Source organism: Paenibacillus glucanolyticus (assembly GCF_037333485.1).
Lineage (GTDB): Bacteria > Bacillota > Bacilli > Paenibacillales > Paenibacillaceae > Paenibacillus_AQ > Paenibacillus_AQ glucanolyticus.
Window position 1 is genome coordinate 3,806,206 of sequence record NZ_CP147845.1, and the last position, 22,333, is coordinate 3,828,538.

Consider the following 22,333-nt stretch of genomic DNA (forward strand, 5'->3'; position numbering starts at 1 on the left):
TTTTATAGATATTCCTATTTCAAAATAACCATGCTGTCTCCGTCTGCCTGGCAAACAGAAAAAGACCGCGATATACGCGGTCCCGGGTGTTGGATTACAATCTTGGAATGGAATCCTCTTTTCAATTTTCCTTTTATAGCCTGCATATGCTCGATAGACGAATATTAAGTATTACCAGCCGCCTTCACCATGCTGTGGACTTGCAGCAGTATAAGGCTTCTTAATAATCGGACTCGCTTCATTCCCTGAAATCATAACATTGGGTAATGTAACAATGACCAGACTAGCAATTAACAACAGTGACACTAACTTTTTCTTCATCTTGATCGTAGACCTCCTTCATGAATGCAGCGTATTTTTGAAGATCAGAATAATCTATTTGGGATCGAATTTTCTCGATTGTGCTGCAGCACCTTACGATATTTGCTGTATTATTGATTTTATATGAAACTGCCAAACTATCCAATATATATCGAACGCCATTATGAATATTATTTCTTCGGAGATAATATAAACCTACATCTGTCAAAAAGTTTGCAAAGCGATCATCAAAAAATTGAGTCGTATAACTTCCAACATTCTCACTTCTTTCGAGCTGATCCATGATGATGTTCTTGAACCGTTCAAGATATTTATCGATATCGAATCGATAAATATTTGCGGCTTGAACAATTTTAAATAAGGCCATCAGCACCTCGTTCTTGCGAACCGAAACATAATCTACGTACTCTTCCAATACATCCGTATTCCCAGACATTAACTGGTAGAGATACTTGTTTCCAATGGCCCAGTCCTTGAATTGTTTCTTGGTTTGCTCAGATTCTTCATCCGTTTCTACAACCCAGCTAAGATCTTCATAAGAGGAAACGTAATACAGAGCTTTTTCATAATCAGCATCTTCGGCTGAGATAGCCCCTAGCATTAAGTTTGCATATAAAATGTAACCAAATAGTGGCTTTGCAGGCTCTATGGTCTTCTTTCTCTGGCTCTTTCGGTTTACTTTCTGTTCATATAGATTTTTTGAAACATGACCCATCAATTTTGCATAATATCTTGCTTTTGTCCATTTTCGTAAAGATAAAAATAAATTCGCGAGATCCTTTAAGGCATCAAGTTGCTCAGCTTCTCCTAAGCGTAAAATGTAAGATTCAAGTTGTAAAGCGCACTCTAAATTATGCTCTTGATTCTTAGTTAATGAGCATGTAAAGATTCTGTACTGGCATAAGGCTAATCTCTCAGCATGCTGGTACCTTTCACTTTCAGCCACTTTCCGGTAGATAATCACTGCAGCATCTTTATAACCTTCTTCAAATAAATGTTCTGCACAATCAAAAAGATGCGATGCATAACTAAGACTGTCCATCATGAGGCTGACGACTTGGTCTACAATTTGTAATTTCCCGAGCTCGGCGCAACTCTGGATAAAAGGCCCAAGCCGTCGCCAGTCAAGTGAAGACAAGCTGCAGCTTTCTGTCGCATATAATGAATAAAAATATCCTTTTTCAAGATTCATAGCCTTGGTTATTAAATCAAGACTTGATACAGAAATCGTTTGCTGTCCATTTATGATTCTGCTGAGTGTTCCCGAGTTGATTCCCGATTTATCTGCAAAGAAGGAGATTGTCAGATTCTCTTGCTTTAAATATCTTAATAATTCTGCACTAATCGTCTTGTTGTCTGTAGGTTCCAATAAGATCCCCCCCAGATCTATAATTTAATGTATAAATATACCAATGGTCAATATTATTTAGATATATATCTGAGACTCTTATTACTAATGATCGGATTCATTGTCATTATCATTAATATCACAAACCCTACCGATTCTCTAAACTCCAATATCGTTAAAACGTTTACCCTACCTGCAAATCTGTGCTAACAAAGCTTCAATCGCAATTCCTGCATACAAAAAACCACCACAAAAACCATGGATATGTGGTGGTTGTATACATATGGGATTAATATCTTAAAGTTTACATATTGAGTAACCTAACGAATATCTTTATAATCAAGATACCCACATTTAAGAAGGAGGCCTCGGGCTTTTGTCAAGCAAACAGCAAGATCAACCAACAGATCTGCAGGAAAATCTCACCTTGCGCATGCGGAGACTCGGAACCCGAACGGTACTGTACCAGCAGCAGGTAGCTTCCTCCCTCGGGTTATACAATAATGACTTTATCTCCATCGATATCCTTCATGAAAAAGGCCCCATTACAGCCGGGGAACTCTCCAAACTAACCGGGCTTACGACAGGCAGCGTAACTGCATTAATTGACAGGTTAGAAAAAAGCGGGTATGTTCGCAGGGAAAATGATCCCAAAGACCGCCGTAAAGTGATTATTGTTCCCTTATATGAAGATAAAGAAGACGTCAGCGAAACTTATCTGAAGCTTTATACGTCCATGATGGATCTGGCTTCCAGTTATACGGAAGAGGAGCTTGACCTCATTACACAATTCCTAGGCAAAGCAAGCACGGTATTGGAAGAGCAGATCCAACATCTCAGTTCCACCGCACGCAGCAAATCTTCTTCCTGAGCGCATGAGGCAAGAAGAAGGGCGATACTCCGACAAGTCATGGTGACTCTGGAGTATCGCCCTTCTTATTTAGTCCAATACAGCGGTTATATGCTCGGTCGTAATCGCCCAGTGCGAAGCCGTCCAATACTTGGCCTTGTCCTTCACACAGATAATTTGTGGCGACTCGTGCTTTACGTTCAGATCTTCGGCAATTTTATTGGAAACCGGGCGGGATTCGATGACTTTAACCAGAGTATAATCGACATCACCATTCGGTGTCTTTTTCAAATAAGAATCGTATTCCGCAAGAGCATTGGAGCTAACCGGACAAGTTGTACTGTGCTTCAAAATAACTTGACCGCGCTCTGAGGATTTCTCCAGAATCGCATTCCATTCTTCCAGTGTCGTGATTTCATTCCATTGCATGTATTATTCTCCCCTTTGATGATATTCTTGCAAGTATCTCTTCTATTATATAGCCAAAGCTATTATAAACATAAACCGCCCAGTCTCTCTTGTCCAGAATTACAACTCTTATCCGCTATGATTCTTCATCCGCTACCCGAATCGTGTCACGGCCGGAACGCTTCGCTTCATAGAGCGCCCGGTCGGCCATTTTCAAGAGTCTCTTCAACTCTGAATCCCACCATATCTCTGCTTCGCCATCAGTCGCTATAGGTTCAAGCTCCACGGACCGCTGCAGGTTAAATGGAGCAACCGTTCTTACCGCTTCTGAACCGCCGTCTTCTTCATTCTCGGTCCCAGAGCGGCTCCTAGAGCTTGAGTTCACCGAGGCGATGCCAAAGCTGGCTGTAATCTGCAGCGGACCTTCCGGTGTAACCAACGGCTGCGCCACGAGTTTAGTACGAATACGCTGTGCTGCCGCTTCAGCCTCAGACGGTGTCATATCCGGCATTGCGATAGCAAACTCCTCTCCGCCATAACGGGCGAATAAATCCTCAGGACGAAGTGCCTTCCGGGTCACCATAACTACATGCAGCAGCGCCTGATCGCCAATATCATGGCCAAACACATCGTTAATCCGCTTAAAATAATCGATATCAAACAGCAGGAAAGCCAATGGCTCCCGATGGAGGACAGCACGGCTCAGGATCGCTCGACTCAGCTTCATGAAGTGTGCCCGATTATAAATTTGGGTTAGTCCATCATAATATGCCATCTGCAGGAGCTCCTCCTGGAGCCGCGCCCTTTCCGTGACGTCGATGAGGACAATGAGTCGTCCGGCCTCCCGTCCCCGCTGATTGCGTACAATGGAAGACCTGATCTGGTACTTGAACATTTTGCCCCCGACCTGCCACTGGATTTCCTGAATATCCGCATCTCCATTGTCGCTGACTCTGCTGTCCTCCAAACAGAAGACCGGCTCCACGGTTGCGTGATGCTGCCATAAATCATGTAAAGGCTCGCCGATTGCTGATGCACTAAGTTCAGGCATCATGGATGCTGCCGCAGGATTGAAATCAACCAATCTGCTGTCCAGATCCAATACGAGCACACCGTCACGCATACTCGCAAAAAGATTGTCCCTTGCAATCGGCGCTACATGAAACAAGCCTTTAGAGGTGAGCGCCCAGAGATACAGTGCGGAAGTTACGGTCATGATGACCGGAATCGGATCTATTCCATCTGGCGTAAGACCGCCAAGATAGAGGAAATCGCCGATCAAGGGCAGGATAAGACCGATGAGCATGGTGCCAAGCTGTAACCGGTAGGATGGCATCCTGCGCCAGCTGCGCAGCAGCAGTATCACTCCACCGATCAAACAAGCGAAAGTATATGCGCCCTGGATGATATACCAAGGCCCTGCGATCACATCCACCTTCAGGCCGGAGATACCTGTGCGGAGCACGATATCTCGGTAATAAAGATGATGCCATTCGTTTGTCATGACCAGCAGCATCGTCACGACGGGAATGGCAAACATGGCAATCTGCAGATCACGCCTCAAATATCGTTCCATGCCCAGATAGGACAGAATGATTAACAGATTAAGGGGTGGCAGAAATGGCATGCCCAAGTATTCAATCTTGATCCAGAATTGAATTTCCTGAAGCGAATCGCTTGCCAACTCCAGAGCAGCACCAAACGTATAAATCGCCGCCATCATACTGAAGACAAAGAAGGTTTTGACTGTTGCCAGCTTCGAACGTCCCGACAGCGCGTACAGACTCATAATAATATTCAATACGCCTGCAGCGACAATAAGGGTAATGATAGCCGAGTAAGGTGTTCCCATTTATGTAGGCTCCAAATCTGCATGTGGTTAACCGGCCAGATGACAACCGATCGACTCTTAATCCGATGTTACCATAGTGTACCTATCGGAACAATATTCCTTCCATTAGCAGCTTGATATCATACCTGCAATTTTGGGTACATCCTAACCCCTTTTATAATCAGCCGCGGCATTCACCCTACTCGTCAATGAGACTCTCGGCCAATTGAAGAAGCTCATCTTTATTCACAAGCCCTTTGACGTTGACCATAATGGCATATACAATACTCCGATTAGGATCATACCATGAGACCAGGTCGCCGTTTGCCTCGTGTTGAAGGTAAATGCCCTCCATATGTTTCAATTGGACCTTCTCGGGGGAGGTATCCGGTAATTTCGTGAAACTTGCCTTTTTCCCGTAACCCGCGGTAATTGTAATAGCTGTACTGCTCTTGCCATCAGATAGATAAACAACAGAATTGGAAGCCTTGGACCATGCCAGCTTCTCCACAAACAACTTCTCTTGGCTGGTCGATGACTGGGCTTGATGCATCAATCTTTGCTTCAGGGCATCGTACTGCGCACGCTCTTCTCCGTAAAGCTGCGGCCCTAGAGGAAAGACTTGTCCATATGCAAACTTCACCCCGTCGGGCAGACTTCCAGGTTTCTTAATGGGAGGCGCCGAAGTTCGAGCCTGCTCTTTTTGAAAAGCTTCATAGGAGTGGTAGTCCGTCGGTCGATACTCGAATTTGACGGGATTCAAGGTGTCATAGCCATTGCCTTCATTGATGTAGTCATCCTTGATATAGTAGGCAGCGAGCTCTCCTTGCTGCAGTTTGGACATGACGCGAACTCTGTATTCCTCAAGCAAACCGCTTAGTTTGGCAGGGAGGCTCCCCGGCGGATCGATGGTTTTGACCACTACTTCCCCTTTATTGTTCAATATCTGGATATGCCCAGATGCTGCATACGCAGTGAAGGAGGCTAATAATAGGCACGGAATAACGATCGACATTACCGTTTTGCGTGTGAAGGATCGGTAACCTGAAGTATTCTTGTACGGGTTTATCTCCATATTTTGCTGAAGCCTGGACGTAATATCTATCTCGCGAAAATGATCATCTGTTACAGAATGCTGCTTCAGCTCTTCGATTGGATCAAGGATGGCTCCCACTGTTCTTCCCCCTTCCATTTCATCATAGTTTCTTTTACTTTTCTCCTGATTCGGGTCAGCTTTTTGCGAACGGCTTCCGGCGTTTTGCCGATGATTTCACTCAGTTCCGCATAGGTCTTATCATGAAATACGTACAGAACCAATAAACTTCTTTCTTCTGCGGGCAGACTGACAAGCGCTCGGGATAAGGGTTCGCTAAATGCCCCTCTTAAAAATTCCTGTTCGGCGCTTTCCGCGAAAATTTGTCCCTTCAGCAATCTCCCCAGCTTCTCCGATAACTGCCGTCTATGAAGCAGATTTAAACAATGATGATACGCGATTTTGTACAACCAAGCATTAAAGCTGACAGTGGCCTTATAACCGGAAATTGATTGATAGGCCTTTAGAAAAATCTCCTGTACAGCGTCCTCTGCATCCTGTTCACTTCCAAGCAGCCGACAGCAATATATGTACAACTGACGTTGGTACTCCCTCGCAATGGGAATAAATGCTTCCGCATCCCCATCCTGAACCTGGTGAACATACTCCTCTAATACGGCCGCGTCGATTGTCCCTTCCCCCTCTCTTTTCATGAATACCTATATAACAAAGCAGCACATGCAAAACGGACTCCGTTTAAAATATTTCGAACAAAAGAAACCGCGATTTACGCGGTTCCTGATTAATCTATATGTGTTTCTCCCCATCTGGAGCTGTTTTCAGATGAATTCTGACTCATGCTTCATCCAAGGGTAAATAAATATTTATTTTGCTGTCCGCTTGATCCAGCGCGTCGATGTTAACCCAGTACTCAAAATCAAACGATCGCAAACTCGCAACACAAGTATGTTACATGACCATGAATGGTAAGCCGTTAGGATCATGGTTCAATTCATGCACTATGACGATTTCTCAGCCTTCACAATCAGAAAATGAGGATTAGCCATAAGGCGATCATACCATTTGCCATACCATTCCCTCGCTTCCGGGTGATCCTTATACACGGGACTCGGCTGCGGCTCGACGATTTGTTTTATTCCAAACCTGGAGGAGGTAGCGTTTATAATTTCCTGCATGGGTCTTCTATAGAAAGTGACCTCTACAGGGCCGGATTCCTGCTTGTTCCAAACCTCTGACAGTAATTCATGGGCAAAGTAATCCGGACGATTAAAATGTTGAAAGTCCATGAAGGGGTGATGGACGGAGAAAATCAAAGTCCCTCCTGGCTTTAACACACGCTCAAATTCACGAAATGTCGGTGCCCAATCGTCGATATAGTGAAGCGTCAATGAACTGACAATAAGATCAAAGGTTTCAAACTCAAACGGCAGTGCTTCTGTTAGATCGCACGTCAATACCGTCGCTTGATCACCGACACGCCTTTTGCAGGCTTCGACCATGGCCGGGCTCAGATCAATCGCAGTCACCCTGGCCCCTTGCTGGAGCATATGCTCCGTATACCAGCCTGCTGCACATCCCGCATCAAGAACCGTCATCTGACTCATGTCCCCCGGCAGCAGCTCAATCATCGCGGGCCGCTCATAATATGCATTATGCCCACTCTGCTTATCGACATGTCTCTCGTAATCTCCTGCCAGCTTCTCGTACGCCTGCATAACCTTCTCCTTCATGGTTCTGAACCCCTCCTCGAAATTTTGGGCACGTCCATTCGGTGATTCGTTTACCAAGAGATAACCAACCTGCGTACACACATGCTCCCTTCTTTTTGATAGAGCGACAGATTGGGTATACAAACAGAGAAACCGCGAATTCTACGCGGTTCCTATGCACTTTCTTCAGCTAGTTGAACAGGTCTTCAATGATGGAACGATCGAATGGGCTTGCGATCTTATAGGTCCAGGAGTATCTTTTATGCTGGGTGCCTTGATTAAGGTCGATCCGCATATTATCAGGTTCCGTATACATTATAGTAAGGAGAGTGTGTTCGTAATTAATCCTGATATAGTAATACGTACCTATCGTGTAATTCTCTGTTCTTATTAATTTCACTTCGGAAAAATTGTTCATGATGCGATCAATCATGTCAGGATCCGTAATTTCCACCCTCTGGATGTCATCCCAGCGGTCACCGAATTTCTCAATACTGATATCCCTGATCTTCTGGGTATCGCTGTACCGGTCAGGCACCAGCTCCCGAAAAGAAGTTACCGATTGAAGTGCTGAGTAGAGAACCCCCGATAAAATAATCAGAGCAACAACCATAATAAAAATACGCCAAGATTTGTCACTCATCACGAGCCCCTGCTGAATGGCTCAGCCATTGTGGTCTGTCACTTAATCTATCCCTCATGTCTCCCTCCATGATACGGATCATTTGTTTCCATCATTGTATCATAATCCAGGAGCAGGAACGCCCATAATTGTTAAGGTATGTAAAATGAAGCAATCATGCGCCGATGTTTATGAAGCTTACTACCATCCTGCAACAAAGCCATCCGTTCGGGCGTCGCTTCCTCCGCAAAGAACACCGGTTTTCTCGTCTCGCCAGATGATTTGTCCTCTGCCAAAAGAACTGAAATCAGCAGCGACCTGCACCTCATGCCCCATCCGCTCAAGCCTTCTAGCCATATGCATCGGAAAATGCGGCTCAACCATGACGGTCTTCCCCTTCACCCACTGCCATCTCGGAGCATCCAATGCCGCCTGCGGATGGAGCCCGTAATCAATCAAGTTCATGGCAACCTGCACATGTCCCTGGGGCTGCATATAACCACCCATGACCCCAAATGCTCCAATGGCTTGGCTGTTCTTCGTAAGAAACCCCGGGATGATGGTATGATACGTACGTTTGCCCGGCTCCAGCCGGTTTGCGTGGGTATCATCCAGAGAGAACTCCAGTCCCCGGTTCTGCAATGAAATTCCGGTTCCAGGGACAACCAAGCCTGAACCGAACCCTGTATAATTGCTCTGAATGAAGGAAACCATGTTTCCCTCTCCATCCGCAGTCGCCAAATAGACGGTTCCACTGCCTCGGGGTTCCCCGGCTTCCGGCCATAAGGCCTCGCTGCCAATCAGCCTGCGGCGCTGTTCTGCGTATTCCTCGGTGAGAAATGCATATGGATCGCAGGACATCCTGGATGGATCCGTAATGTAGCGGCTGCCGTCAGCAAACGCCAGCTTCATCGCTTCGATCTGCCGATGATAGGCTTCAGGCGATTCCTGGGAACTAGCGGGATAGCCTTTCAACATGTTTAAAGCGATAAGTGCAATAAGTCCTTGGCCGTTCGGGGGAATCTCCCACACATCGTAGCCGCGATAGGATACCGATATTGGCTCCACCCACTCCGGTCTATATCCAGCCAGGTCTTCCTTTGTCAGAAAGCCGCCGGAACGTAAGATGCACTCGCTGATCGTATCAGCCAGCACGCCCCGATAGAACTCCTCTGCTTCTGACGAGCCGATGAGACGCAAGGTGTTGGCATGGTCAGGCGAACGCCATACTTCCCCTGCCTCAGGCGCTCTTCCATTCGGAGCAAACAAGTCAAACCAAGGTTTAAATTCCGTACCAGTTAATGCGGTGCTGTACCGCCGAAAAGCGGAATTCCAGTTGCCGGCTGCCGTCGGCGATACCGGATACCCTTCCTCCGCATAGCGGATAGCTGGCTCCAGCGTCTCGGACAGCGGCAGCCTGCCGAATGTACGGGAAAGCTCTGCCCAGGCTGCAGGCGCGCCCGGAACCGTGACAGGAATCGCCCCATAGCGCGGCATTTCGGTATGTCCAAGCGCCTTCACGGCATCAATCGAAATCCCGGCAGGCGATGGACCGCTGCCATTCAAACCGTGCAGCTTGCCTTCCGTCCATACTAGGGCGAAGGCGTCTCCGCCAATCCCGTTCGAGCATGGCTCAACGACCGTTAAGGCTGCCGCGGTTGCAATAGCTGCGTCAATGGCATTGCCGCCGCGCTTAAGAATGTCGAGCCCCGCGCCGGCGGCGAGCGGCTGTGAAGTAGCGACCATGCCCCGGTTAGCATACACGGGCAGGCGATAGGTGGGATAGGGATGGTACAACGGATCAAAGGACATTCGCGCGTCAGCCTCCTGTTTTCCATCTTTTTGCCGGATAATTTATCATCTCTGTGTAACGCTGTCAATCTTATTTTTAGGATTGATAGGCAAGGCGCCCCATTCTTAGAACTGGTTATACATGTTGACACGAGTCCCATCTATGATGAGTCCGCTGCTATCCACTACGATTTCCTGCTGATCAAACAACCCTTCGCTGACGGCCGTTCTATGGTCATTGGAATCAGAGATCTGAATCGGCGTACGTACAGCATAATAAGTATTTCCGAGAGGGCCCTGCGATTCGTTTAGGGTGAATACATAAGCGCCTTCGCTGTCTTTATGCACCGCTTGATTCGGTATGAGGAACTGATCCGTACTCGTTGTCGTTAAATTCACGTTCACTTGTTCCCCTCCGGTTAACCCCTCTTCTTCAAGCTTAATCCACATTCGAGACATCGTACTGGTTGAATTCTCAGCAGCATCGTCAGCATTTGCAAGTGGTGAGTTGATTCCTTCCGCTATCCTTTCTATCTCGCCTGTAATCCTTCTCTCTTCCTTATCATCCAACATGATATGATCCAGAACATCACCGACGTCAAACATGGAAGCGATTTGCAACGGGATCGACAGTTCGAGCCCATATCCTTTTGCCAGGTTGGTCATTGTTATATCGGGTGCTCCGGTGGAATTTAAACCATCCATTGCACCGACTTCTACAACAATGCCGTCAAACGGAGCCTCCATCTGCTGATTGACGGAAAGGGTATGCTTAAGGTTCTCGATATGCTGCGCTTGCGCTGCTATATCGATCTTTGCTGTTTCGAACGCGGTAGAGGCGCTAATACGAAGAGCTTCATCTTCCTCCTGCATCGCATGCATGATATTGTATTCAAGCAGTTCGATAGACAGTTCCAGCTTCTTCAGAGCGGACTGCTCCACAGCAAGCTGCTGCTTAACCTCACTGCCGTCATATTGCACAAGAATCTGGCCTTTGCGCACGGTTTCCCCTTTTGTAACAAGCACCTTCTCAACTTTCCAACCGGACGGGTTTACGAGTTCTCTCACCTCCTTCGGATGTACCGTTGATCGGCTGCTATAAGAATGATCCAGCGAGCCCTTGGTTATCACCGCAGTCACTACATGAGGAAGCGTTAAGTTCTGTATGGTGTTACCCGCAAAAGTAAGCACAAGCAGCAGACCTGTAAACAAACCGGCAATCAGGCTGAGTTTGCGTTTTCTCGCTTGGGTCGTTCCTTTTTCCAATATGAATCACTCCTGCCACTTAAACTAACCTTTGATGCCAGACAATTGAACGCCTTCAATAAAATAGGACTCCGCATGCAGGAATAGCAGGATCACGGGGGCCATGTACAATGCCGATGCCGCAAATCCGATGCCAAGCGCCTCTTTATTAATCTGTGCAAGATATAGCGACAGCGGCTGTTTATAAGCATCTTGCAGAAAAATAAGCGGCTGCTCGATCATATTCCAGTAATCCACAAATAATAGAACCAGCAGCGCTGCCAGTCCAGGCCTCGCAAGTGGCAGAATGATCCGCCAAAAGATGACCCATTGTCCCGCTCCGTCCATCATGGCTGCCTCGGAATAAGCTCCCGGGATATGCGCCATAAATTGCCTCATCATAAAGACAGCAAACGCTCCAAAGATGCCCGGCAATATGATAGCAGAAGTATGATTCATCAGCCCCAGCTTGTCTATAACCATATAATTCGGAACCAAAGTCACCTGAAACGGCATGAGCATCGTCATCAGATAGATCATGAACAGCTTGTCCCTGCCAGGAAATCGGAGCCTGGCAAAGGCATATGCGGCAAGTGAGCCAACCATTGTCTGTCCGACCACGATCGGTACCACCAAGCCGACAGAATTCCAGAACATGTTTAGAAACTTCGCAGATAAGATCAGTACTTCGGCATACTGGCCGAGAGAGATCCAATCCGGAACGATTTTCAGATTGATGAATCGATCTCTGCCGCCTTGGCCAACGTCAATCATCTGACCGATCAGGTCGTAATTCCGCCCGATTTCTTGCTCCGTCATCAGGGAGTTTGTCAAGGTAAGCAGGATTGGCACAAGCATCAGGATGGCTGTCCCACCGAGCAGCAGCGTCAGCAGCAGCTTGGACATCCACTGTATTTTATTCATGATGATCCTCCCCGCTCAACCCAAATTATTGCGAAATCGTCGTTCTATGCTAAGCAGCCCTGTTACCAGAATCACGATGCAAGCAACCATAACTGTAGCAGCAGTTGTCAGCTTCTGAATATCCAGAGAGAAGAACATGTTGTTCATGTAATGCTGCATCATATAGATGCGGTCATATGGATATTCACCTGCAAGCAGATAAATCTCTCGAAAGACTTTAAAAGAATTGATGATTGAGATAAGAACAACGAAAAACATCGTTGGCGTCAAATAGATAAGCGTAATATGGAACAATTGACGTAATTTTCCTGCACCTTCGATTTGCGCCGTCTCGTAGTAATCTTTGGGAATGGCTTGGAGTCCTGCCAAGAATAAAATCATGTTATAGCCGATATTTTTCCATACATACATCAGGACAATGATGCTCATAGCCCCATCCGATTGCATCCAATCGATCCGTTCTTTATGGAAATGATGCAGCCAGGCATTCAGCGTCCCATTCCAGTCGAAGAAAATTTGCCAGAACATGACGATGGAGGCGACCGGTACAACCAAGGGCAGGATAAACGAACTGCGGAGCCAATTGCGCAAGTACAGGGACTTATTCAACAGCAAAGACAGAACCAGTGAGGACATGATGAGCAGCGGGACGCCAACGCCGGTAAAAAGCAGCGTATTCATGGAGGCTTTGCGAAAAGAAAGGCTTCCCGTTACCTCCTTATAATTACCGAGTCCAACAAAAGCACCGCCTTGCGTTCCATCCGTAAAGGATTCATAGATGCCCATCAGGAACGGAAGGAGATAGAAAATCGCGAAGCCGATCAGGCTTGGAGCCAGGAACCCGATCGCCTTGAAACCATCGCTCCGCAGCAGCGTTCGTACCGTTTTCTTATTCATTCAAATACGTAGTCACTTTATTCTGAATAAGACTGGCAACATCATCGGCCGATTTCTGACCGGTGAAGTAGGCAACGGCATCCTGAACGATGATATCGCGTACTTTATCCGACTTGAAATCCACTTGGTGGATGGCACCGTTAACAAAGCTCTCCAGTCGATCGAGCATAGCTCCGTCAACTTCAAAGAATTCTCCTTGCAGAGGCCCTTCCTTGTATGCCTGCACCTTTCCTTGTTCCTTCAACTGGCTGATCCGTTGGGTGAATGCTTTTTTGTTAATCGGAAAACCTGCCGCCTCCAGTGGTGTCTGTGTTGGCTCCGACATCATGAATTTGATGAAATCCCATGCCTCTGCTTGCACCTTGGAGTTCGCGTTGATAGCAACATCCCGATAGGTTCGGAAATAACCTCCCGCCGGCGTATCCGAGGCATGCGGTTTGATGAACAGTTTCATGTTTTCGCCATATTCCCGTAAGGTTACAAGGTAGTCCCACGGTGAATTGATTTGGATGTTTCTAAAATAAGATTTGCTGCGAAAGTCTGTATTCACAATCCTGTCATCAAACATCGTCTTGACCTGATCCATAAGCGATGTAAAAGCGTCGTCCTCAAAATGAGCTTCACCGGTAACCCGGTTTATGTATAAGGAGTAGTTATCCAATACCATATCGGCGAGCAAATATTCAGGGCCCTCATACACCAATGCCGTTGAAAAACCGTTTGTTTTTGCAGCCACCAGCTGATTCGCGGTTTCCGTAAACTCTCCCCATGACCATGTCTTGTCGTCTACCTTTATGCCGGATTCGGCTATCGCTTCCTCGTCGCCAGCAAAACCCATTAAAAAATACGCAAGCGGCATGCTGTAAAGTCCGTCCCCTATCCGGGTGGCATCGAGGATATTCATAAAGTATTCTTCCTTCTTGAAGGTTGGATCTTGATCCAACATCGTACCAAGATCCGCCAGCAGCTTATTCTTCACGTAACTGTCCGTAGGCAGCATATCCATCTGGATTAAATCGGGGCCTTTCCCGGCCAGCATCGCCGTATTGGTCGCTGTTACATATTTCTCCATCTCAGCTTCCAAATGGGCATCATCGATTTGCACATATTCCAGTTTAATTTCAATATTCGGATGAAGTTTCTCATATTTCTTCTTAGCAGCTTGAAACCGTTCATCCGGAAAAAAAGTCGAGAACACAATGGTCTTCTTGCCTCCTGTATCGGAATCTTTCTCTTCTCCGGCACCTGGTACAGTCTCTTTCGATTCCTTTGATGTTTTACTTCCGATACTTGTCCCGCCATGGCTTGAACCGCCGTTTCCGCATGCTGCTAATGTGAAAACAATCATGCAGCATACCGTCAACCATAATCCAAATTGTTTCATCTTCTCAACTCTCCCTCTTCATTTAATAAATCGAAGCCATCTTTGTCCTAAGGTACTGACCGCTCCTCCACTCCACAAATGGCATACCCAATCCCCAATCCTTCGGACTCCTATCAATATAGGACGATCATGTCGCCAAAACTTCATCTACTTGTAAACAATTTGTCAACGAAAAAAAGCGAAAAACCGAACGATATCGTTCGGTCTTCCGCAGCATGGAGAAGATGCTATTACATTCCTATCCGTCTTTGCCTTACTCGAATTCTATTATAAAAGGACGAAGATCCATAGGTTTTGCCTCCTTGACCACTCGTGGTTTCACATAGGTCTTCCGGCCATTCACAAGAAGACGGTTATGGTCTGGACTCCAGTACATGTCCGACGGGATGATCCCATGATAAATGGGTTCAGCGTGCAGGATGTTTTTACCCTGAAGCTTGCCTGCATAAAGCGTATCCTTTCCGTTCAGGGAATAGGCAATATACTTGCGATCCTGGGAGAACTCGAAACTGTCTACTCTCTCTAACAGGATGGACAGCTCCTGATTTCTGCGATCATATTCGTACAGCGTTCCTTCCATTCCCTGGAATACAAATTGGTCATGATTCAGCCAGTCGATCTGATCACTTCCTATTTCATGCTCATACTGAAACTCAATCACGCTTCCATTGATTGTCCCCATCGCAACGATGCGCCCATTGCTGGACTGATCCAGCACAATGAGCATCATCCGGCCATCATCCGAAATCTTGGCTTTAATCGGAATCCCTGCCATGTCAAACCCTTTCAATCGATAAACCTTGGCCTTCTCGGCTTGTGTATCATAAACGCCGATGCTCGCCAGCCTTCTGCCTTCTTCCATGACGAGATAACTCACGTATTGGCTATTAGCAGACCAGGTGGGTTGTTCAAACAATAGCTGCTGCGTAGAATCCGTCGTAGCTTCCACCATCTCTTCTTCGCCACTCGGATACGTAATCAACTTCAACGAAGCACCTTCAGCTGATTTGGCTACCCCTGAAATGGTCTTGCCATCCGGAGATAAATGGTGATACATCGCATTGTTGCCCACGGCTTGAAGCGTTTCGACACTTTCATACGGGGCGGAGAGACGCTGAAACTGCAGACTTAATCCCTCTGACCGACTAGCCTCCTCAAAGAGACCGATCACAGACTCCGGTGTTGCCCAGCCGAGCAGTTCGCCTTGATCTGTGATGGAATCGGGAAGACGGTATATCGTCTTCACCTGAAATGGCCGCCTCTCTTCGTCCAGCGTATGATTCTCTTCCTTGCTCGGTATAATGATGGTCTCCGATCTCGGTCCATTCGCACAGCCGGTCAAGAGCAGGATGGCGAGAGTCACACACCATAACCCAGTTCGATTGTATGTCATCATGATCTCTCCACCCTTACATAAGGAATTTCCACATAGACGACGGTATGGGACTTCTCACTGACAATGCGTATGGTTCCCTTGTGGTCATCAACGATGGATTTAACGATGCTGAGTCCCAGACCGACGCTCCCTTCTTCCTTGGAACTTTGTGGCCCCGAGAAAAACGGCTGAAACAAATTCGCAAGCTGGTCCGGGGGGATGGGTTCTCCCGGGTTATCGAATAGGAAGTGAACGCCCCCGTTGATATGCTTGGCCTTGACAGAGATTTCGGAATGAGATGCGCTGTATTTGATTGCATTGTCCAGAAGATTGATAAAGAGCTGGCGCAGCCTGTCCGGCTGACCAAGCACAAACAGCTCTTCTTCCGTCTCACAGGTAATGCTCTTCTTGTAACGCTTGGCTCGGAATGACATCGAGTCAATCACATCGCGGAGTATTTCCCCCGTATCTACAAGTTCCAGGTCGCCATCATGAGCGTTGTGCTGGGACACCTCAAGCAGCTTCAGCACCATGCTGTGCAGTCGGCGACTCTCTTCGACAATGTGCGTCATTCCTTTATCAAAGAACTCTCTGTCGTCGTCCCCCTTTTCCCTGATGATCTCGGCATAACCAAGAATGGAGGTCAGCGGTGTTTTGAGTTCATGTGTCACATTGTCAAAAAAACGCTTCTCCTGTTCGTTCAGACTCTTCAGTCGGTCCCGATCTCGTTCAATTGTGGAAATTTGACTGCCGATCCGGTCTATCATGTCATTAAAATTCAACGCCAGTTCGCCAATTTCATCTCTTCGCTGGAACTGGATTCGGACATCCAGATTGCCGTTCTTAACATCTGTAGAAGCCCGCGTTAACTTCACCAACGGAATTGTGATATGCCTGGAGAGCATGTAGGAGAATAGAAATGCAGCAGTGAATATGGCGAGCGCGATGTAAAAAATGATATCCATGATGCGTCCGCTTTGTTCGTAGAGGAGGGTGAAATCTTTAGTAAAGCGCAAAATGCCCACCTTAACCCCATCAATAATTACTGGATAGGAATAAAGAACACTTCCGCTGTCGCGGCCGTACGTGATGGTATAAGCCGTTTTACCCTCAATGGCTTGCTGGAGATCCTCATTCGATTGTCCGATGAATTCCTTCTCGTCCGATGAGAACAATAACGTGCCATCAACGGTATATGCACTGACATGACTTGAAGTGGCGTGGTTCAAGTCTTTCACCATTTCCTCGGCCATCTGCCCGAAATAAAGTGTGTTGTTTGTGAAATGGTTGATGAGGAAAGCTTGCCGTACATAGACATTACTGTTGTTTTTAAGCCCGACCAGATCGGATGTTACAATCTTCTGATTGCTGGTCCGTATGACTTCTTTAACGGTCTGATTGAGCACAAGGAAAGAAAGGCTGAAGATCAGAAAAAAACCAACGATAAATTTGGCTCTGATGGTCCGAAGCATCCCTTATTCCGCCACTTTCTCGAATTTGTACCCGATGCCGAATACGGTTGTGATGAGATCGCTGGCATCCAGCTTTTTGCGGAGCCTTTGAATATGAGTATCCACCGTCCGCGTATCCCCCATAAAATCATAACCCCAGACCAAATCAAGCAGCTCCGAGCGCGTATAAATCTTTCCTCGGTGGCGATACAGGGTCATGAGCAGATCGAATTCCTTCGGTGTGAGATCAATCAAACTGCCGTCTTTCTTGACCAGACGCTCCTCCATTACGATCTCGATGCATTTAAACCGGATAACAACCTCTTGTGCCTCTTCTCTCTCAACATGGTTCGCCTGATCCAGCCGCCTAAGGATGGTGCGAATTCGCGCAACGACCTCCCGCAAATCAAAAGGCTTCGTGATATAATCATCCGCACCAAACTCAAGCCCAAGCACTTTATCCGTAATATCCGATTTAGCCGTAATCATGAATATGGGGATGTTGTAATCTGCGGTTACTTTTTTGCAAATATCGAGTCCGCTTTGATCCGGCAGCATCCAATCCAGCAAGAGCAGGTCAGGGCTGAAATCCTCCAGTTCCCTAAAACCTGCGGCTCCGCTGGCTGCCGTTCGGGTCTCGAACCCCTCCATAGCCAGCCCATACGCAAGCAAATCGGCGATCGGTCCCTCGTCTTCGATAATGAGAATTTTCGTTTTTTTCATGAGGTCTCCATTCTTAATCCTTAACCTGTTAATGAATCGATTTTAGCATATACCTTCTGCAAATGATAAATTAGATAAGCTGCAAGCGTGGTGAGTCTACTGTGTATCCGGTAAATGCAGCAGCTCTGGTACAGTGACAAATGAATAACCTTGGTCCTTCAAATCAGGAATCAACTGTTTAAGGGCTTCGATTGTGTTGGCAAGATGATTCTTACCATTAGCCGTATGCTGCAGGATAATGCCTCCCGGCTTTAACTGCGTGTGTATTCGCTGCATGATCCCCTGGGCAGGCAAGCCTGACCAGTCCATCGTGTCCACGGACCAGTTCACGATGGCTAAATCCAAACTTTGTATGGCCTCTACTTTTTCCTCATCCAAAGCGCCATACGGAGGTCTAAACAAGGAGGGGCGGTAGCCTATAATATCATTCAGCTTGTCCTGCGTATCATTGATTTGCTTCATCGCTTCTTCCATGGTTATCTCCTTGAAGTTGGGATGGGACCAGGAATGATTCCCTATGGCATGACCTTCCTCCACAATCCGCCGCACGGTCTCAGGATGGGACGCAGCCCGATCTCCCAGAATAAAGAAAGTAGCTTTAATATCGTTCTCTCTCAATATATCCAAAATCTGCGGCGTAACGATGGCATCCGGACCATCATCGAACGTTAATGCGACCTGCTTACCGTCTTTTGCCGATCCGTTAAAATACACCTTCTTCTCCATCGACTGATTCTGATTCTGATTCGTGCCGGATGAGCTTATCTCGTGTGGGCTGCCATCTGTTTGCTGACCAGCCGAGTGTCCCTGCTCTCCCATAAAATAGTCTCGGAGTCCGTCTACAATAGATTGAGCGGCTCGCTCCAGCCCTTCATTGCTCAGGAGCAAATGTTCGTCGTCCGCATTGGTGAGATATCCAACTTCCACAAGTACTGCCGGCATCTTGGGGGTAGCGAGCACTTTTAATTGTTCCTCTTTTATGCCGCGATCCCGGAGTCCAAGCCCCTTCACTACCTGCTTCTGAAGGGTTTGAGCCAACGGAATGCTGTCCTCGTGCCGATATAGGGTTTCCGTTCCCGAAGTTGTGGGATCTGTATACGTGTTGCCATGGATTGAAATCATAACATCCGCATTCCAATCATTCGCGATAGCTGCCCGGTCTTCCAATTCTACAAATTGATCATCTATACGTGTCATAAATGGCTCAAACAAGGGGTCTTCTTCCAGAATATCAAACACCCGCCCGGCAAGGGATAGGTTGAATTCCTTCTCATATGCGCCGCTTACACCGGTAGCACCGGGATCTTTACCCCCATGACCAGGATCGATAGCGATTCGATACGTCTGATTATTGTTAGGTGAATCAGGAAGAGTCTTATAGGTCTCTCCATGTTTAGCTGATGATGCCGGTATTAACTTCACCGTAGCTGAGCCGGTGTGCCATGCCAATTTGAATCCTAGGCAGAAGATGATTCCGATAAGTATAATATAGAAGACTTTCGCTGGTTTTTTACGTTTCTTGTGATGGATCATGGCTCCTCCTTCTGGGTGATCGGTTCATATTTTGTTAATGGAACTATGGCAGGAAACACCTCTCTTTTTATTTGCTAGACTTGTTCCATAAGAAGAATATAATCGCTGGATGTGACAATGATTTTACCGAGATGTCAACAACTTGTGTCAAAGCGCTGCTTGATGTAAATCCAAAACAAATCTATCGTTCCGCCGTCCGGCTGGGTTTCCTTTCATCCCATCTAAAGTCCGCCCGTTCCGACACAACAAAAAAAAGCAGGCTGCCGTGGCAGCCTGCTTCTATCGCAACTATACGAATATCTCCTGCGCTATCGCAGGAATGTTTCTACATTTCTACTATTATACGTTCAATGAATAAGCCGAGCGAGCGATTTCTGTCGCTTGAACCATGTTGCGCAAGGATTCCACTGTCTCTTCCTTACCGCGTGTCTTGAGACCGCAGTCCGGATTAATCCAGAACAGCTTCGGATCCAGCACACGCAATGCGCGATCAATCATACTTGTCATCTCTTCGACTCGCGGTACCCGTGGACTGTGGATATCGTATACACCGAGTCCAATTCCCAGCTTGTAGGTGTTGACTTCAAAGCTATGGATCAGTTCGCCATGGCTGCGCGAAGTCTCGATGGAGATCACATCGGCATCCATGGATTCAATCGAATCAATCATGTCATGGAACTCGCAATAACACATATGCGTATGAATTTGCGTCGTTGGCTGAACCGTGCAAGTGGTCATGCGGAAGGCTTTAACAGCCCATGCCAGATACTCCGCCTGATCTTCTTCCTTAAGCGGAAGTCCTTCGCGCACCGCAGGCTCATCCACCTGAATCATTCCGATGCCTGCTTGCTCCAGCGCCTCGACCTCTTGTCTTAGGGCATAAGCCAGTTGATATGCAATCTGTTCGCGAGTGATATCTTCACGGACGAACGACCAGTTCATGATCGTAATCGGTCCGGTCAGCATCCCTTTAACAGGACGGTTGGTCTTGGACTGTGCATACTTCGTTTCCTCAACGGTCATCGCTTTCTCGAAGGCAACATCGCCGAAGATAACAGGTGGTTTTACGCAGCGGGAGCCATAGGATTGAACCCATCCATACTGTGTGAAGGCAAAGCCCTCAAGCTTCTCACCGAAGAATTCAACCATGTCCGTGCGTTCAAATTCACCGTGCACAAGCACGTCCAGACCGATCTCTTCCTGCAGCTTGATCCAAATATCGATCTGCTCCTGAATAAAGCCCTCGTACTGTTCATTATTCCACTCGCCCTTGCGCCACTGCTGGCGAGCCTTGCGCACTTCGGCTGACTGCGGGAAGCTTCCAATGGTAGTTGTCGGAAAAATCGGCAGCTGCCATTTGTTCTGCTGGACGACGTGACGCTCTGCGAACGGCAGACTGCGAGCCGGCTCCTGTGCACTCACCGCAGCAACAGCCTGCTGAACGTCATGGCGGTTACGCTCACCCGATTGCTTAAGCGCCTGAATTGCAAGCTCGGACTGCTCCAGTTCTTCAGCGATCCGGGCTGCGCCTGTAGAGACCGCTTTAGTTAACAGGACCAGTTCATTCAGCTTCTCATCCGCAAAGGCAAGAGCACCCTTCAGTTCGGGAAGAAGTTTCGTTTCGTTGTTCACTGTCACTGGTACATGGAGCAAACTGCATGAGGATTGAACGATGAGACGCTCAGCAGCCACGTATTTGGTCAATTCCTCCAATTGTGTCAGTTTCTCGCGCAGTGACGCCTTCCAGATACCGCGTCCATCGATGACACCCGCTCCCAGAACTTTGTTCGAAGGAAATCCTGATTCTTTGATGGCTTGGACATTACCAGTCTGCCCATGCACAAAGTCAAGGCCTATGCCACTGACAGGCAGCTGAATGATGTCCTGGTAGTTTTCTACAGCTTCAAAATAGGTTTGCAGCATGATGTTCAAGCCAGGAGCCGAGGCTGCAAATGTTTCGTAGATCGTTCTTAACCGCTGCAGATCGCCATCGCTTAATTTCGTGACAAGAATCGGCTCGTCGATCTGTACCCATTGAACGCCTTCTTGTGCCAATTCCTGAAGAATCTGCACATAAAGGGGTAACAATTTCTTGAGCCAAGCATCCGTCTCCGAGGGCTGATATCCCTTCGACAATTTCAGGAAGGTTAACGGGCCAACAATTACCGGCTTGCCTTCAATCCCGAGCTTTTCCTTCGCCTCTTTATAGGCAGCAAGCGGTCTGTTCTCCGTAAGAACCGGCGTCGCTCCATCCAATTCAGGCACGATATAATGATAATTGGTGTTAAACCACTTGGTCATTTCACTTGCCGTAGCATCCTTGGTTCCGCGTGCAATGCCATAATAAACGGACAAAGGCACCTCGCCACCCTCATAGGGAAAACGCTTCGGGATAATGCCAAACATTGTTGCCGTATCCAGTACATGATCGTAATAACTGAAGTCATTGACCGCAATGAGATCAATTCCCTTCTCCTGCTGCTTGCGTAAATGATTCAGTCGAATCTCCTGCAGCTGCTGGTGGAACTCCGATTCTTCAAGCTTCCCCGCCCAGAACGCTTCTAACGCTTTCTTCCATTCACGATCCGCACCAATTCGTGGATACCCCAAAACGCTGCTTCTTGTCATCTATGTAACACTCCCATACAAATTGTTACAAAGAAGATATCATGTATTGATCGGTATAGTGTAACTCGAATAAGCTATATCCAGTTATAGCTTAAGGCTATAACAAGTGTGTTTTGCGGGTTTAGCTCATGGGAATCATGGACAGAGTCTAGAGGCCCCGGTTCAGATTCGCCTTCGTTCTTATATTTTTTGTTATCCAATGCAAAGAGCTTGGCGATAAGCCAAGCTCTTGTAAACAT

Annotated in this window: 19 protein-coding genes; 1 reads left to right on the top strand and 18 read right to left on the bottom strand. The window is 47.2% G+C overall.

Translation table 11 applies throughout. From position 1 onward, the window contains the following. Positions 1–171: 171 nt before the first annotated feature. Together WDY75_RS17835 and WDY75_RS17840 are read right to left on the bottom strand one after the other, a co-directional pair. On the bottom strand, positions 172–321 hold the full coding sequence (locus WDY75_RS17835) for a hypothetical protein (RefSeq protein ID WP_155984630.1): 150 nt from the start codon (positions 319–321) through the stop codon (positions 172–174). After that, the gene (locus WDY75_RS17840; RefSeq protein WP_006209996.1) at positions 284–1,690 is read right to left on the bottom strand and encodes a helix-turn-helix domain-containing protein; all 1,407 of its coding nucleotides are present in this window, start codon (positions 1,688–1,690) and stop codon (positions 284–286) included. Before WDY75_RS17840 ends, WDY75_RS17835 begins: the two co-directional genes overlap by 38 nt. Positions 1,691–2,102: 412 nt before the next feature. Here WDY75_RS17840 and WDY75_RS17845 point away from each other — a divergent pair, with 412 nt between their 5' ends. Further along, on the top strand, positions 2,103–2,540 hold the full coding sequence (locus tag WDY75_RS17845) for a MarR family winged helix-turn-helix transcriptional regulator (RefSeq protein WP_231888119.1): 438 nt from the start codon (positions 2,103–2,105) through the stop codon (positions 2,538–2,540). A 69-nt stretch (positions 2,541–2,609) separates the two neighbouring features. Here WDY75_RS17845 and ytxJ read toward each other — a convergent pair whose 3' ends face one another. From ytxJ to metE, 16 genes are all read right to left on the bottom strand, one after another. After that, entirely contained in the window at positions 2,610–2,948 is a 339-nt protein-coding gene (gene ytxJ / locus WDY75_RS17850; RefSeq protein WP_006209993.1) for a bacillithiol system redox-active protein YtxJ, read from the bottom strand. Positions 2,949–3,063: 115 nt separating this feature from the next. Continuing rightward, positions 3,064–4,779, bottom strand: coding sequence for a histidine kinase N-terminal 7TM domain-containing protein (locus tag WDY75_RS17855; RefSeq protein WP_063479386.1), 1,716 nt, complete (start codon positions 4,777–4,779; stop codon positions 3,064–3,066). 178 nt (positions 4,780–4,957) lie between these two features. Continuing rightward, positions 4,958–5,932 carry a hypothetical protein gene (locus tag WDY75_RS17860; RefSeq protein ID WP_063479385.1) on the bottom strand — a complete coding sequence of 325 codons (975 nt, stop codon included), beginning with the start codon at positions 5,930–5,932 and terminating at the stop codon, positions 4,958–4,960. Then, the gene (locus WDY75_RS17865) at positions 5,899–6,504 is read right to left on the bottom strand and encodes an RNA polymerase sigma factor (protein ID WP_063479384.1); all 606 of its coding nucleotides are present in this window, start codon (positions 6,502–6,504) and stop codon (positions 5,899–5,901) included. The genes WDY75_RS17860 and WDY75_RS17865 overlap by 34 nt, the downstream gene beginning before the upstream one ends. Before the next feature lie 306 nt (positions 6,505–6,810). Then, positions 6,811–7,542, bottom strand: a complete 732-nt coding sequence (locus WDY75_RS17870) for a class I SAM-dependent methyltransferase (protein ID WP_036642747.1) — start codon at positions 7,540–7,542, stop codon at positions 6,811–6,813. A 169-nt stretch (positions 7,543–7,711) separates the two neighbouring features. Further along, positions 7,712–8,164, bottom strand: coding sequence for a hypothetical protein (locus WDY75_RS17875; protein WP_063479383.1), 453 nt, complete (start codon positions 8,162–8,164; stop codon positions 7,712–7,714). Positions 8,165–8,344: 180 nt separating this feature from the next. Continuing rightward, entirely contained in the window at positions 8,345–9,955 is a 1,611-nt protein-coding gene (locus WDY75_RS17880) for a gamma-glutamyltransferase family protein (protein WP_006209983.1), read from the bottom strand. Between the two features lie 105 nt (positions 9,956–10,060). Further along, positions 10,061–11,200, bottom strand: a complete 1,140-nt coding sequence (locus WDY75_RS17885) for an efflux RND transporter periplasmic adaptor subunit (RefSeq protein WP_063479382.1) — start codon at positions 11,198–11,200, stop codon at positions 10,061–10,063. Between the two features lie 24 nt (positions 11,201–11,224). Then, a complete protein-coding gene (locus WDY75_RS17890) occupies positions 11,225–12,103 on the bottom strand; it encodes a carbohydrate ABC transporter permease (RefSeq protein WP_036642752.1) in 879 nt (292 codons plus the stop codon). Positions 12,104–12,118: 15 nt separating this feature from the next. After that, the gene (locus WDY75_RS17895; protein WP_063479381.1) at positions 12,119–13,000 is read right to left on the bottom strand and encodes a carbohydrate ABC transporter permease; all 882 of its coding nucleotides are present in this window, start codon (positions 12,998–13,000) and stop codon (positions 12,119–12,121) included. Next, the gene (locus WDY75_RS17900; RefSeq protein ID WP_063479380.1) at positions 12,993–14,384 is read right to left on the bottom strand and encodes an ABC transporter substrate-binding protein; all 1,392 of its coding nucleotides are present in this window, start codon (positions 14,382–14,384) and stop codon (positions 12,993–12,995) included. Before WDY75_RS17900 ends, WDY75_RS17895 begins: the two co-directional genes overlap by 8 nt. Positions 14,385–14,637: 253 nt before the next feature. After that, positions 14,638–15,780 (bottom strand): hypothetical protein, encoded by a 1,143-nt coding sequence (locus WDY75_RS17905; RefSeq protein ID WP_063479379.1) that lies wholly within the window; start codon positions 15,778–15,780, stop codon positions 14,638–14,640. Next, the gene (locus tag WDY75_RS17910) at positions 15,777–17,231 is read right to left on the bottom strand and encodes a sensor histidine kinase (protein ID WP_063479378.1); all 1,455 of its coding nucleotides are present in this window, start codon (positions 17,229–17,231) and stop codon (positions 15,777–15,779) included. The genes WDY75_RS17905 and WDY75_RS17910 overlap by 4 nt, the downstream gene beginning before the upstream one ends. Positions 17,232–17,234: 3 nt before the next feature. Next, complete coding sequence (locus tag WDY75_RS17915; RefSeq protein ID WP_036642760.1) at positions 17,235–17,933, bottom strand: response regulator transcription factor; 699 nt, start codon at positions 17,931–17,933, stop codon at positions 17,235–17,237. A gap of 96 nt (positions 17,934–18,029) precedes the next feature. Continuing rightward, on the bottom strand, positions 18,030–19,466 hold the full coding sequence (locus tag WDY75_RS17920) for an N-acetylmuramoyl-L-alanine amidase (RefSeq protein ID WP_063479377.1): 1,437 nt from the start codon (positions 19,464–19,466) through the stop codon (positions 18,030–18,032). Positions 19,467–19,805: 339 nt separating this feature from the next. Beyond that, positions 19,806–22,094: a 5-methyltetrahydropteroyltriglutamate--homocysteine S-methyltransferase gene (gene metE, locus WDY75_RS17925; RefSeq protein ID WP_063479376.1), complete on the bottom strand. Its 2,289-nt coding sequence runs from the start codon at positions 22,092–22,094 to the stop codon at positions 19,806–19,808. Between the last annotated feature and the right edge of the window lie 239 nt (positions 22,095–22,333).